19 protein-coding genes are annotated in these 13,450 nt (G+C 42.4%); 17 read left to right on the top strand and 2 right to left on the bottom strand.

The features are described from left to right. Window positions 1–11: 11 nt before the first annotated feature. From QYG89_RS07955 to spoIID, 5 genes are all read left to right on the top strand, one after another. Window positions 12–422, top strand: coding sequence for a F0F1 ATP synthase subunit epsilon (locus tag QYG89_RS07955; protein ID WP_404316345.1), 411 nt, complete (start codon window positions 12–14; stop codon window positions 420–422). Window positions 423–700: 278 nt separating this feature from the next. Further along, window positions 701–937 (top strand): DUF1146 family protein, encoded by a 237-nt coding sequence (locus tag QYG89_RS07950; RefSeq protein ID WP_404316343.1) that lies wholly within the window; start codon window positions 701–703, stop codon window positions 935–937. A gap of 213 nt (window positions 938–1,150) precedes the next feature. After that, the gene (locus QYG89_RS07945) at window positions 1,151–1,873 is read left to right on the top strand and encodes a YwmB family TATA-box binding protein (RefSeq protein ID WP_404316341.1); all 723 of its coding nucleotides are present in this window, start codon (window positions 1,151–1,153) and stop codon (window positions 1,871–1,873) included. A gap of 29 nt (window positions 1,874–1,902) precedes the next feature. Continuing rightward, window positions 1,903–3,213: a UDP-N-acetylglucosamine 1-carboxyvinyltransferase gene (gene murA, locus QYG89_RS07940; RefSeq protein WP_404316589.1), complete on the top strand. Its 1,311-nt coding sequence runs from the start codon at window positions 1,903–1,905 to the stop codon at window positions 3,211–3,213. A 267-nt stretch (window positions 3,214–3,480) separates the two neighbouring features. Then, complete coding sequence (gene spoIID / locus QYG89_RS07935; RefSeq protein WP_404316588.1) at window positions 3,481–4,494, top strand: stage II sporulation protein D; 1,014 nt, start codon at window positions 3,481–3,483, stop codon at window positions 4,492–4,494. 113 nt (window positions 4,495–4,607) lie between these two features. Here the strand turns inward: spoIID and QYG89_RS07930 are convergent, their stop codons facing one another. Further along, window positions 4,608–5,177: a VanZ family protein gene (locus QYG89_RS07930; protein WP_404316339.1), complete on the bottom strand. Its 570-nt coding sequence runs from the start codon at window positions 5,175–5,177 to the stop codon at window positions 4,608–4,610. Between the two features lie 40 nt (window positions 5,178–5,217). Between QYG89_RS07930 and QYG89_RS07925 the strand changes: the two genes are divergently transcribed. The 10 genes from QYG89_RS07925 (at window position 5,218) to QYG89_RS07880 (ending at window position 11,839) form a co-directional block, all read left to right on the top strand. Beyond that, the gene (locus tag QYG89_RS07925) at window positions 5,218–6,093 is read left to right on the top strand and encodes a peptidoglycan DD-metalloendopeptidase family protein (RefSeq protein ID WP_404316337.1); all 876 of its coding nucleotides are present in this window, start codon (window positions 5,218–5,220) and stop codon (window positions 6,091–6,093) included. A 536-nt stretch (window positions 6,094–6,629) separates the two neighbouring features. After that, window positions 6,630–6,923 (top strand): sporulation transcriptional regulator SpoIIID, encoded by a 294-nt coding sequence (gene spoIIID / locus QYG89_RS07920; protein ID WP_404316335.1) that lies wholly within the window; start codon window positions 6,630–6,632, stop codon window positions 6,921–6,923. Window positions 6,924–7,225: 302 nt separating this feature from the next. Next, window positions 7,226–8,227, top strand: a complete 1,002-nt coding sequence (gene mreB / locus QYG89_RS07915) for a rod shape-determining protein (RefSeq protein ID WP_404316332.1) — start codon at window positions 7,226–7,228, stop codon at window positions 8,225–8,227. 40 nt (window positions 8,228–8,267) lie between these two features. Continuing rightward, window positions 8,268–9,101, top strand: coding sequence for a flagellar hook-basal body protein (locus QYG89_RS07910; RefSeq protein WP_404316330.1), 834 nt, complete (start codon window positions 8,268–8,270; stop codon window positions 9,099–9,101). Between the two features lie 141 nt (window positions 9,102–9,242). After that, entirely contained in the window at window positions 9,243–10,061 is an 819-nt protein-coding gene (locus tag QYG89_RS07905; RefSeq protein WP_404316328.1) for a flagellar hook-basal body protein, read from the top strand. Window positions 10,062–10,076: 15 nt separating this feature from the next. Further along, entirely contained in the window at window positions 10,077–10,283 is a 207-nt protein-coding gene (locus QYG89_RS07900; protein ID WP_404316325.1) for a DNA-directed RNA polymerase subunit beta, read from the top strand. Window positions 10,284–10,297: 14 nt separating this feature from the next. After that, complete coding sequence (gene fabZ / locus QYG89_RS07895) at window positions 10,298–10,720, top strand: 3-hydroxyacyl-ACP dehydratase FabZ (protein WP_404316323.1); 423 nt, start codon at window positions 10,298–10,300, stop codon at window positions 10,718–10,720. A 94-nt stretch (window positions 10,721–10,814) separates the two neighbouring features. Next, window positions 10,815–11,135: a hypothetical protein gene (locus tag QYG89_RS07890; RefSeq protein ID WP_404316321.1), complete on the top strand. Its 321-nt coding sequence runs from the start codon at window positions 10,815–10,817 to the stop codon at window positions 11,133–11,135. A gap of 132 nt (window positions 11,136–11,267) precedes the next feature. Next, the gene (locus tag QYG89_RS07885; protein ID WP_404316587.1) at window positions 11,268–11,666 is read left to right on the top strand and encodes a hypothetical protein; all 399 of its coding nucleotides are present in this window, start codon (window positions 11,268–11,270) and stop codon (window positions 11,664–11,666) included. Then, window positions 11,666–11,839, top strand: coding sequence for a hypothetical protein (locus QYG89_RS07880; RefSeq protein ID WP_404316319.1), 174 nt, complete (start codon window positions 11,666–11,668; stop codon window positions 11,837–11,839). The genes QYG89_RS07885 and QYG89_RS07880 overlap by 1 nt, the downstream gene beginning before the upstream one ends. 147 nt (window positions 11,840–11,986) lie before the next feature. Here the strand turns inward: QYG89_RS07880 and QYG89_RS07875 are convergent, their stop codons facing one another. Continuing rightward, window positions 11,987–12,421 carry a YwpF family protein gene (locus QYG89_RS07875; RefSeq protein WP_404316317.1) on the bottom strand — a complete coding sequence of 145 codons (435 nt, stop codon included), beginning with the start codon at window positions 12,419–12,421 and terminating at the stop codon, window positions 11,987–11,989. 240 nt (window positions 12,422–12,661) lie between these two features. Between QYG89_RS07875 and QYG89_RS07870 the strand changes: the two genes are divergently transcribed. Further along, complete coding sequence (locus QYG89_RS07870; protein WP_404316315.1) at window positions 12,662–13,024, top strand: single-stranded DNA-binding protein; 363 nt, start codon at window positions 12,662–12,664, stop codon at window positions 13,022–13,024. Window positions 13,025–13,046: 22 nt separating this feature from the next. Next, window positions 13,047–13,214, top strand: coding sequence for a hypothetical protein (locus QYG89_RS07865; RefSeq protein ID WP_404316313.1), 168 nt, complete (start codon window positions 13,047–13,049; stop codon window positions 13,212–13,214). The last annotated feature ends 236 nt before the right edge of the window (window positions 13,215–13,450 follow it).

Here is a 13,450-nt window from a genome sequence, read left to right as displayed (position 1 = left end):
GGGGTTAAGTTATGAAGACAGTTAAAGTCAGTATCGTCACTCCTGATGGCCCGGCGTACGAATCGGAAGTTGAAATGGTCAGTGCCAAAGCTCAGAGCGGTGAGCTCGGTATTTTGCCGGGACATATTCCGATGGTCGCTCCTTTACAAGTTGGCGCTGTCCGCTTAAGCAAAGGCGCTGGAAAACCTGATTTGGTCGCGATCAGCGGCGGATTTTTAGAAGTCCGTCCAGATCAGGTGACGATATTAGCACAAGCGGCTGAAACAGCGAAAAATATCGATATTGCACGGGCAAAAGAAGCAAAGCAAAGAGCTGAAAGCCTGCTGAACAGCAAACAAGATAACATTGATTTTAAACGTGCTGAATTAGCATTAAGACGGGCAGTTAACCGTATTGACGTTTATGAAGGCAACGTGCAATAAGAATAAAAACCTTCCGGAAACGGGAGGTTTTTTTCAAATCATACGTTTGTATGACTTCCCCTAGTCTAGTGACATAGGACTAGGTCATCTGCTTAAATAAATGTCGTGCGTCAGCAAGGCGCTGCAGCTTTTCTTAAATGTCTAGCTGCAGCGTTTATCAGGTCACAAGCCTAGTCTCCTAGAAAGGCAAAGAACATCTTTCCATGAGACTGGTCTTGTGCTTGCCGCCGATCAGCAAAGGTACTGGAGCTTTTCTTTAAATATAAGGAGGGATATTCATGATGGCAAACTTCGGGCAGGATGCATTGTTCAGTATCTTGTCACATCTCGTTTTTATCGGTTTATCATTTTGGGCATTACAATCTATTCGCTTAGATCAGATGTTGAAAGCAAATCATGTTGTTCAGGCGCGTTTATTATTTATATTGTTATCGATTGCGATCGGTTCTGCCGTCAGCAACTTCTTCCTTGATTACTTCATGTGGTCCCGCCAATTGCCACTATTATTCCAATAAAAATTTTAAAATAGTTCTTCTTACACGCTTGTATTTTTTTCTATTTTGTATATCATTTCTTTAGGGAGTATTTAAATACCTCACATTACTATGCAATAAAAAGTGAATAGTTGAACAATTCCAACACTGTCGACAAAGCATGTGATTTGTCGTGTTTTTCCCTGTTTATCTTTCTTTCATTAGGTCACACTGATGATAAGGGAGATGATATCAATGAATCTAGCAAAAAATATCCATTATATATTACTAGGTTGTTTGATGATATTTGTATTAGGGAATAACACAAATGCAAGCGATGAAAGCAGCCCATTGCTGCTTTTGACTGATAGTGTAAAAAGTGTGGATGGATTAATTGAAGAATGGGCTTTACATACTCGAGAACGTTTGACAGAAGAAAAGCCGGATGATGCGGTGCGCAGACTCCAAACAAACTTAACTGGATGGAAGATCGGATCAGCCAATCGGGACGAGAATGTTCAATTTACTGCTGCACGAACAAAAGGAACCGTGCATCAGAAAGTCCAGGTCGTTTCTTCCGATACAGACGGGGGTGTTGTTTATGTGCTTTATTCCGTTACGGCAGCTGATGAAGAGGAAATGAGAACATTTCTGGCGCAAGAGCTTAAGCCTACATATTCACAAATTTTCCACAGTACACCACAGATTTTCACTTGTATCAAAGGGAAGTTTGATGATAAACTTGAAGAAGTTTTGCCAAATCAACTTTCTAAATTACTATCGAGCTGGGAAGCTGAAAAAAAAGAAGCCGTTTTTGAAAAAAACTTTTATTCTCTATCTGCTTATTCAACACACTTTATAAGCAGTCTTTCGCTGCCAGATCATGAAATGAATGTGCAAGTTGGATTAAGAAAAGACCAAAGAGGCGAGGGGACAAACTTTGTAATAGGCACGCCTCTCATTACGATTGAATATTAATATATAAATTGGACGCGGAGGGGAAAATGTTGGAAAAAATTATCGTCCGCGGCGGTAATAAATTAAGCGGAACTGTGAAAGTAGAAGGTGCAAAAAACTCAGTTCTGCCGGTAATCGCCGCTACATTATTGGCTAGCAAAGGAAAGAGCGTGATTCGGGATGTACCGACTCTCTCTGATGTATATACAATAAATGAAGTACTTCGCCATTTAAATTGCCAAGTACATTTTGAAAATAATACAGTAACGGTAGACGCATCTGAAGAGCTATTCGTAGAAGCACCATTTGAATACGTGCGCAAAATGAGGGCGTCTGTTCTTGTGATGGGCTCATTGCTTGCCCGTACAGGAAAAGCAAGAGTGGCACTGCCAGGCGGATGCGCCATTGGTTCCCGCCCGATTGATCAGCACTTAAAAGGATTCGAAGCAATGGGAGCAGTCGTACGAGTAGAAAATGGATTTATTGAAGCAGAAGTGACGAAGCGGCTAAAAGGTGCAAAAATTTATCTTGATTTTCCAAGTGTAGGTGCAACAGAAAATATTATGATGGCTGCCGCTTTAGCTGAAGGTACGACGGTTCTTGAAAATGTAGCGAAAGAGCCAGAAATTGTTGATCTTGCGAATCTATTGAATGCAATGGGCGGCAAAGTAGTCGGTGCCGGCACAGAAACGATTCGAATTGAAGGTGTGGAAGAGCTTCACGGAGCGGATCATACTATTATTCCTGACCGTATTGAAGCTGGAACATTCATGACTGCTGCTGCGATTACGGGAGGCAATGTACTCGTTCAAGGAGCTGTTCCTGAACATATGTCTTCTTTAATTGCCAAGTTGAAAGAAATGGGCGTGCAAGTGGCAGAAGAAGAGGACGGCTTACGTGTCATCGGTCCGGAACAATTAAAAGCAGTTGATATTAAAACAATGCCTCATCCGGGATTTCCGACAGACATGCAGTCACAGATGATGGCTCTTCTATTAAAAGCCCAAGGCACAAGCATGATTACTGAAACTGTTTTTGAGAATCGCTTTATGCATGTAGAAGAGTTTCGCCGCATGAATGCAAATGTTAAAATAGAAGGCCGTTCGGTCATTATTAACGGACCTGCAGATATTCAAGGAGCTGAAGTGGCTGCGACAGACTTGCGTGCAGCTGCTGCCTTAATCGTAGCTGGTTTAGTTGGAGAAGGCTATACACGTGTAACAGAGCTGAAACATCTTGATCGTGGATATGTGAACTTTCATGGCAAACTGGCTGCTCTTGGAGCCGACATTGTCCGTGTGAAAGAAGAAACAACTTCCGAAGACCCGTCTAAACCAATCATTACTGACATTAACGCTTAAAAATAGAAGAGGAGCTGTCTAAAAGTCGAAAATCATCGGCTTTTGGGCAGCTCCTTTTTGGATCGAACAAAGCGGCTGGAGCACCGGACAATGCTGCATAATCGCAAACAAAACACCTAAACAATACATGAGTATTATTTTCTTAAATTAGTATATTTTGGGAATTTATGGGTTGAGGAAAAGTGGCATATCCATACGCCCGGCGCCATATTCTTAGAAGTGAGTACGGACTATCGGCTCAATACTATGAATGGAGGCCTCTTTGTGATGAAAAAAAGACACACAATCTCAGTTCTCCTTGCTGCACTCACCGTCATCGCCGTCGTTCTTCCTTCACTGTTAGTTCTGCTTTTTTCATCAGAAGAAGAGGAGAAAGCAAGCACACCTAAAAAGCGGGAGCACGAGTCATCCCTGCAAGAGCCTGCTGTAGAAGTAGCGGTATTTCGCTCCAGCTTGAAACAAGTAGATACATTGCCGCTTGAACAATATGTCGCAGGGGTCGTTGCAGCAGAAATGCCGGCTGAGTTTGAAAAAGAGGCGCTGAAGGCTCAAGCATTGACTGCCAGGACATATATCGTGAAGCAAATGATGAATGGCAAAACAGTAAACGGCGGCCGAGCGCACGTCACTGATACGGTGAACCATCAAGTATTTAAAACGAAGGAAGAACTGAAGCAGCTTTGGGGCAGCGATTTTAACTGGAAATCTAAGAAAATTGATGAAGCCGTACGAGAAACAGCCGGGCAGATCATTACCTATGATGGCACACCAATTACCGCTTCTTTTTTCTCAACAAGCAATGGGTACACAGAGAACTCGGAAGACTATTGGAATGAGCCTCTTCCGTATTTAAAGAGCGTCACGAGCCCATGGGATGAAGCTTCCCCAAAATATAGTGCGAAGAAAGTGATGCCGCTCACTGAATTTGAACGAAAGCTGGGTGTATCAGTGAAGAATGGCACTGAAGCCGGAACGATTACGTCACGGACACCTGGAAAACGAATTGCTTCAGTAAAAATTGGCGGCAAAGAGTTTTCTGGAAGAGAAGTGCGTGAAAAGCTTGGCCTTGCTTCCTCAGACTTTAGCTGGGTGCTGAAATCAGGCAATGTCATCATTACGACAAAAGGATATGGCCATGGGGTAGGCATGAGTCAATACGGAGCAAATGGCATGGCTAAGGAAGGGAAGAATCATAAACAAATCATCTCGCATTATTATCAGCAAACGAAAATAGAAGAAGCAGAGAACTTTATAGAAGAAAAAGTAACCGCAAAAAAATAGGGGGGCTGTCTCGTAAGAGTCTGGCCCCACCCTCAAGATACTATATATACCGAATGCTTATCTTTCTAATAGAGAGTACATGGTTGATAGGGGGGATAAAACGGCCCTCTCACCTAAGAGCTTGCCCATTGGGTGAATTTATACATTAAACGGCTGATCGGGCTGTGAGGACGTGTAAAGTACGTAAATTGAACGATAAGAAAGCAGATGAGGACACCTGTTACATCTTTGACCGCATCAATCACAGTGGCTGAGCGGAATGGGACAAACGCCTGGTGAATTTCATCAATTAACCCGTAAAAACAAGCAATTAAAGCAGCAGCTACATGAACGGCATTCGTCAATCGGCCGTTTGCTAAAAAAGCAATGACAATTAAACTATATAAAATGGCAAATTCAATTAAATGCAGAGACTCCTTAAAAAAGCGATCCACATCACTCTGGGGGAGTTCAATAATCGCATTGGCAGGCATGCTGGACATGATCCATACGGCTGCCATATACAGCAGAGGCGCAATAGTGGACAATCCTCTTGCCAACTTTTTCAAATAAATGCACCACCTTAATGAAAGTATAAGATTTAACCATTTTATCATGATTTCCTGCTCTCTCCTTTCCTGTTTTGTGGCATATTTATAACGATTTTTGCAAAAACAAAAATTTTTCCAAAGGGATGTATACATTCATGGAAAAGTGTTCACACTGGTTGCTGAGGTGATGAACATGAGAGAGGGAGAAAAGAACAATACTTCTCAAAAAATGAAGAAAATGTTGAAAAACCGCTGGTTATTTCCTGCTATTTACTTAATGAGTGCCGCTATTCTAATTTCAGGAATTATTTGGTACCAAATGGCAGGATCGGAAAAAGAACAAGTACAAGGAACGCAAGAAGGTGCAGTAGATGAAGAATTGTTTGACCAGCCGGCGGAAGCAGTCAATTCATCTGTAGAACAAATGGCTGTACCTATGCAAAATGAGGATGAAGCAGTCATCAAGACAACTTTTTATGATGAAAAGGCCTCTGAAAAACAACAAGAAGCAGCACTCGTAGTCTATAATAATACGTATCATCCAAGTACAGGTATTGATTACGCAGTAAAAGGCGGCAAAACATTTAACGTCACAGCAGCATTAAGCGGAAAAGTAACAAAGGTGCAAGAAAATGATGCCTTGCTCGGTAATGTCATTGTCATTGAACATGCTAATGGATTAGTGACAAACTATCAATCAGTCAAAGACATTCAAGTAGCAGAAGGCGATCAAGTGACTCAAGGTGAGATTATTGCGAAAGCCGGCAAAAGCCTTCTTAACGAAAAAGCGGGTGTCCACCTGCACTTTGAAGTACGTAAGGATAACGTAGCGATTAATCCGATTGATTGTATTGATAAAACGGTAGCAGCAATCGAAAAGTCTGTGAAGCCGGTACAAACAGAAGAATCAACGGATAAAGCAGCAGAAGAAGAATCTACTAATCAAACAGAGGAATCAACGGATAAAGCAACAGAAGAATCTACTGAACAAACAAAAGAAAGCCCATCTGATCAAGAACAAAACAGCAGCACAATTGAGAGTGAACTAGAAGAGGAAGGCGGCCATTAAACCGGCTGCTCAGACTGTTGACAAACGCTCGCTTTCTTCGTTACTCGCCTGATTTCAGCGCTCGTGGCCTTCTCTGGTTACTCCGCTCCTCGTCAGGCTTCGTGCCTCGAAAAACAAGCATTTTCAATCAGCCTGAAAATAATCTGAAAGCAGCCGATCTACCGGCTGCTTTTTTTATTGAAGAGGAGTGATGGAATGTATGAACAGGCCAGCGGGGAGTCTCTCCTTCATTCGTATATAAGAACGGGATCTTGTTCAAAGTTTTCATTTTATTTCCCATTGTCGTACTATTTTTTCGTTCTCGCCAATATAGTAATAATAAAACCTGTATAAAGAAAAAGGGATTGTTTGAGGTGAGGGGTCGTTAGACGAACAAATACCTGATGACAATGGGAGCAGTCTAGTTGCGGAAGAAAAGAAAGTGAAAACTTTCTTTCCGTGTGCAAATGCGGATGCATGCGGATTTGTATTATTTCATTCAAGCGAGAGCGAGTCTCATTTCACACGTCTCACATCCAATGAAGGAGGCGAGCGTTGTGCACGATTACATCAAAGAGAGGACGATCAGGATCGGTGAGTATATCGTGGAGACGAGAAGAACAGTACGGGTGATTGCAAAAGAGTTTGGTGTATCCAAAAGTACAGTGCACAAAGATTTGACAGAGCGGCTGCCGGAAATTAATCCAGAACTTGCCCAGCAGGTGAAAGAAATATTAGATTATCATAAGTCGATCCGTCATCTTCGCGGAGGAGAAGCGACGAAGAGAAAATATTCAGCAGCTCTAAAAAAAGCAAGCGGTTCGGAAACTGAAGTATCATCGTCCACATAAATGAAAAGGAAATCTGCCTGAAGAGGCGGATTTTTTTAATGTTAAGATTTTTTGAGAAAGGCTATGTGAAGGATTATTGATGGTGGAGGCATCTGAAGTGGCAATCAACAAAGAAGTTGAACAAATCCTTTTAGAAAGACGAATATGTACATATAATAAGAAAGTTCACAAATACTTAGGCTTTTTTTAGATCAATTATGATAAAATAAAAAATTGGGATATCTTCCTGTTTTATACGAAATGAGAGATAAAAAAACGTACATAAATACAAACTAATTCATAAAAAAAAGGGGGCTGCTCTGATGATTTCAAAAGATATTGGAATTGATTTAGGGACAGCGAATGTATTGATTCATGTAAAGGGTCAAGGAATTGTGCTGAATGAGCCATCGGTTGTGGCTATTGATAAAAATACGAATAAAGTCTTAGCTGTCGGTGAGGAGGCCCACCGAATGGTCGGCAGAACGCCAGGAAATATTGTGGCGATCCGCCCGTTAAAAGACGGTGTCATTGCTGATTTTGATGTAACAGAATCGATGTTAAAGTATTTTATTAACAAATTGAATGTGAAAGGCTTGCTTTCCAAACCACGCATTTTAATTTGCTGCCCGACGAATATTACAAGTGTCGAGCAAAAGGCGATCCGTGAAGCAGCAGAAAAAAGTGGTGGAAAGATCGTTTATTTAGAAGAAGAACCGAAAGTAGCAGCGATCGGAGCGGGGATGGAAATATTCGAGCCGAGCGGCAACATGGTTGTCGATATTGGCGGTGGCACGACAGACGTAGCTGTGCTGTCTATGGGTTCTATCGTTACAGCCTCGTCTATTAAAATGGCCGGCGACAACTTTAACAATGAAATTTTAAATTACATAAAGAAAGAGTATAAGCTGCTTATCGGTGAACGAACAGCTGAAAATATTAAAATGACAATCGGCAGCGTGTATCCAGGCGGACGAAACGAGGAAATGGAGATACGTGGACGCGACATGGTATCTGGGCTTCCGCGCCTGTTGAAAGTCAACTCTGAAGAAATTGAAAGAGCCCTTAGAGAATCCGTTGCGGTCATCGTGAAGGCTGCTAAAGATGTGCTTGAACAAACGCCTCCGGAATTGTCAGCGGACATTATTGACCGTGGTGTCATTTTAACAGGCGGCGGCGCATTGCTTCATGGCATTGATCAGCTATTGGCAGAGCAGCTGAAAGTCCCTGTTTTAATCGCAGAAAATCCAATGGACTGTGTAGCAGTAGGTACGGGCATGATGCTTGACAACATAGATAAATTGTCAAAAACAAAGTTAATCTAAACAGGGGCAAAGCTAGATCCTATTCAGATGAGGTGGGTATATGTTTCGCGGATTTTATACAGCAGCTTCAGGGATGATTGCGCAGCAGCGCCGGACCGAAATGCTTTCTAATAATATGTCAAATGCTCATACACCTGGTTATAAAGCTGATCAGTCTTCCGTGCGGGCTTTTCCAGAAATGCTTCTGCAGCGGATCGATCAGGTGCCTATCCCTGTTCGAAGAAAGCTGAATCTTCCTTTTGAACCGCATATCGGTGCGTTAAACACAGGCGTATACGTGCAGGAGACGATCCCTAATTTTGCGCAGGGAGATTTGCGGGAAACAGGGTTCAAAACGGATGTCGCTCTTTTAGATGTCAATGTGCCTGTGAATGAAGACACTGGACAAAGTGGAATGACTTTCTATAAAATACAAGGCCAGGACGGCATTCAGCGCTATACGCGCAATGGAAACTTCACATTGGATGCTTCCGGCTTCTTAACAACGGCAAGCGGTCATTACGTTCTTGATCCAGCTGGTAATCGGATTGTGCTGAATTCAGAAGAAATCGCGATTGATGAAAGCGGACGGATTACAGAGGAAGGACGACCAGCAGGCCAGATTGGCGTAGCTTTTGCAGAAAATCCACATTTGCTTATTAAGGAAGGCGATGGGCTGTTTCGACTCGAAGATGGCGAACTGCCTGACGTTTCTTCTAGAAATGATGTGCAATTTCGCATACAGCAAGGGTTTGTAGAAGGATCTAACGTGGATACTGCTCGGACAATGACGGACATGATGTCGGCCTACCGAACGTTTGAAGCGAACCAAAAATTATTGACTGCTTATGACCGCAGCATGGAGAAAGCTGCTAATGAAATTGGCAGAGTATAGACAAGTCTCTATTAGAGACCCGCATGCTGCTTGAAACCTCTTGTCTTTCGGGGCGCGTAGGGGTCAAGGAGGCATGAGCACTGCGGAAAGCGAGTGTTTGTCAACAGCCAGCCTGAACTAATCTTCCCGGGAGGATCATGAATGAATCAGACATTGATTACATCCGTAAATACATTAAGTCAATTGCAGAAAAAGCTCGATATCATCAGCAACAATATTGCTAATATTGATACAAATGGATACAAACGCCGGGATGCTTCTTTTACAGACTTATTAAATCAAAATGTGATGAATATGCTCCGTCCGAACGAAGAAGCTGGGCGTTTGACGCCGACAGGTATTCGTGTTGGAACGGGTGCGCGAATTGCCCAGACACAAATGGCAGGAACGCAAGGAAACATTAGTCAGACAGAGCGGCAGCTAGATTTTGCTTTTACGAAAGAAAACCAATTTTTTAAAGTACTCGTCCAGGAAAACGGACGGGGAAAGATTCACTACACCCGAGACGGTTCGTTCGCGGTTACTCCGGTTAATGCGAACGAAGTGATGCTTGTCACAAAAGAAGGCCGCCCAGTGCTTGGGGAGAACAACCAGCCCATCACGTTCCGAACGGACAGCGGGGACATTACGCTGGAAGCGGGCGGGAGACTGCGCGCTGGTGGACAAACATTCAACCTTGGAGTCGTAGAAGTAAAAAAGCCCCAGCTGTTAACGCAGGCAGGCTCGAATCTATTAACGCTGCCTGATAACCCGGCGATTGCTGAAAATCAAGTTTTGCAAGAGCTGACGGCTGCTGGCCGTGCGGAGATTGCTTTACAGCAAGGAACGCTCGAAAAGTCAAATGTTGACCTTGCGAAAGAAATGACCGAATCACTGAACGTGCAGCGCGCCTATCAATTTCAATCTCGTACCATTTCTCTGGCTGACCAAATGATGGGGCTTATTAACGGCGTACGCTAGAGGGGACGAAACAACGTGACGGAAAGTCTGCAAAGAAAGAAAAAGCGCACCCAGCTGACGCCGCTCGGCCGATTCGTTGTCAATGTATTTTTTATATGGCTCTTTGGAACGATAGGAGCGATCGTTGGTTACAGTATGATTGGGAATGGAAACCCGCTCGATGTCTTCCTTCCCCAAACGTGGCTCCATTTAGCCGAAGTATTAATCAATAGTTTATTATAAGGTGGCGAAATAACATGCTAGATATTCAGCAAATTAAAGAAGTGATTCCTCATCGCTATCCATTCCTTCTTATTGATCAAATTCTTGAAGTAGAAGAAGGAAAACGAGCGATAGGCATTAAAAATGTAACAGCGAATGAAGAGTTTTTCAACGGTCATTTTCCAGAGTATCCTGTGATGCCAGGTGTGTTAATCGTTGAAGCTCTCGCTCAAGTAGGAGCTGTTGCGATGTTGATCAAAGAAGAAAACCGTGGCAAGCTTGCTTTTTTTGCAGGAATTGACGGCTGTCGTTTCAAACGTCAAGTGCGCCCTGGCGATCAGCTTCGCCTTGAAGTAGAAATGACACGTTTACGCGGACCAGTCGGCAAAGGAAAAGCAGTTGCTACAGTGAATGGTGAAATAGCCTGTGAAGCAGAAATTACATTTGCCTTGAAATAACTGTCTCTTTGGAGGCAGTTTTTTTGTGTAATTTTTCTCGAAATGGGAAAGGTAAGAAAAGAAGTAAATAACAGAAGAGAAAGGAGGGGCTAAGATGAAAAAAAGGCTTTTATACTTTGCGGGAAGTTCTGCACTTGCGGCGATGCTGCTCATGGGGTGCGGAAATAATAATGGTCCAGCAGATGACACAGATGAAAATCCGATAAAAGAAGACCAGCAGGATGTCAATGACGATGCTAACGACGTAAAAAATGATGCAGAGAACGATATGAATGATGCGGAAAATAACGTTGAAGATGATCTGCATGGGGCAGACGAAGACATGACAGATGATCGCAACGTGGTAGAAGACGAAAATCCGCCGCTGGAACAGCAAAAGGATATGCAGCGTGACGACAACAAAAAAAATGAATAAAAAAACAGGGAGCCATTTCCCTGTTTTTTATTTTGAAAATCTTTGTCAAATCCTGTATAAGTGTGTTAAAGTATAAGATGTTATCATTTTTACAAAGGTTCATCAGGACTTTCTAGGAGGTACTTATTGTCAATGTTCAGCAGCTTATCTCAAGGTATAAAAATAAGTATCACTCGATCTATTAAGACATCATTTGAACAATATATGGCTAAAATTATGTGGGATGAAAAAGTCTATCGCTTCGAAGACTTTTTTAACGAATGGAAAACGTACATCCATACGAGTGCGTCATGGTATGACAAAGTGAGCGAAGAAATTAAATCGAGCCCGGAATTTCATGAGGAATTAGCTGAAAAGATCAATGAAGTCGTTGAAAGAGTTCTTTCAGAAGAGCCGACATCGGATCAGTTAGAAGAGCTGGAAGCTTTACAGAAAGAAGCGGGAACGGACTTTGATTTTTCCTGCCGAATGGAAGCAAAGTTTTATATTGATTTTTTAAGCGAACAGCTAAAAAAAAAGAAGAGCAACTGATGCCGGCAGACGACTTTGAATTGTCTCTAGCAGCCCTTCTTTATTACCATGCTTATGAAAGAGAATTGCCAGTCCGTGATTATCGCAAACAGGACATTCAATATATTATTCAAAAGCTTCAGCATAAAATCGATACAGGCCAGGACGAACTAGAGTCCGGTATGATTCACTAAAGGGCAGCCTTGCAAAAGAGGCAGCCCTTTTTGCATTCCAAAGGTTCGCCTCTTTGGTATGGAGAATGCCCTTTATGACGAGTTTTTCCATAAACATGCGCATGCGAAAAAAGCCTAACGATATCTATTTTTTCGCAGGCTCTGTTGTTAAGACGTTTTATCGGATCGTGCATTTTTACGTTGTCTTAAGTATATGTCAAATGTTTCGATCAGCTCTTCTCCTTCAAGCCCTTCATGGACGAGATCAGCGAGAATTTGTTTGGCGTATTCATTGCGCATGTGTAAAAGCTCGCCCTCAAATAGAACATTGATCCCATTTTCAAGTTTATTCAATGCCCTTATTTGTGCAGAGAAGAGGGCGGGGTCATTGCTCGGATGAGTAATGATTACTTGGACTTTCAACTCATCTTTTTGTTTTTCATATGACCGCAGCAATTCTTCATAGCAAGGATCAACGAATAATTCAATCAGCCAAGACTGCTTCTCGTCTTCTCTATTGATGATTAATCCATCTAGCAGCCGGATTTCTTGGGCATTATTTTGTCCAGCGAGGTAAAAGCCGGCAACTTTAAAGGTCTTCATGTCAATCATGCTCCCTTCTTTGTCAATTGCTTCCTTATGAAAAGTATAGCACGTTCTTAGGAAGAACTATACAAAGTTGAATGGATGGATTTTTAACGTTTCCTATGGAGATAGAAATCTTTGCAGGGGGAAACGTTAACTTTTTCAAAAATATGGAGCGGTAGACATGAAATATGGATTTTACCCTTATATGTTTCCTTACTATGATAAGGGCAGCTTGAGTGAAAGGAGGTGAGCAGAGTGATTAACCAAGTGACGCTTGTTGGAAGGCTGACGAAAGATCCTGAGGTAAAGTACACGGCTGAGGGACGGCCGTTTTTGAATATGACGATAGCTGTCAACCGGCCATACCGCAATCAGCAGGGGATAGCGGAAACCGATTTTATTTATTGTACCATTTGGGGTAAATCCGCGGAAAATACAGCAAAGTATTGTCAAAAAGGCTCGCTCGTTGGTGTACTTGGCACGATTCAGACACGGAATTATGAAGATCAAAATGGGAAGAGAGTATATGTAACGGAAGTAAGCGTTCATACTGTTCGATTTATGGACAAGAAACGCTCGGATTCTATGGAACTTCTGCCGATTTTAACGATTCCTTAAAAGAAAGAAAAGGGTGATGGAAATGCTGACAAATGAGAGATTAGAGAAAAGAATAGAAGAAATGACTTACTGCCTCGGAAAAACGCTTGCCAGACTTCGTGTTGTTGAAGAAAAAGTAAAATGCATGGAACAACAACACCCTCATGAGTACCCCAAGCCGGCCGCCCAACAACCAATTATTCCGTGTTAAATGATACTGAAATTATCTATTCTATTTAGCCAAACTGGCTCCACGATCGACGGATCTCCGCAAGAACCCCTTCATTTAAAAGAGCCGGCTCATCCTCTGAACCGGCTCTTTCATCAAATAATCCCATTCTCCTCTTCACTTGATTCCTACACTTTACATAAACCATGGCTTTATTAAAATCCGCTGCGGATTTCCGTTCTAACCAATAATAGTCATGAACATAGCTTAAAACATAA

The organism is Bacillus lumedeiriae, assembly GCF_044891285.1.
Lineage (GTDB): Bacteria > Bacillota > Bacilli > Bacillales > Domibacillaceae > Pseudobacillus > Pseudobacillus lumedeiriae.
The sequence above is the reverse complement of the archived record's forward strand: the minus strand, read 5'-3'. Positions and strand labels throughout refer to the sequence as shown.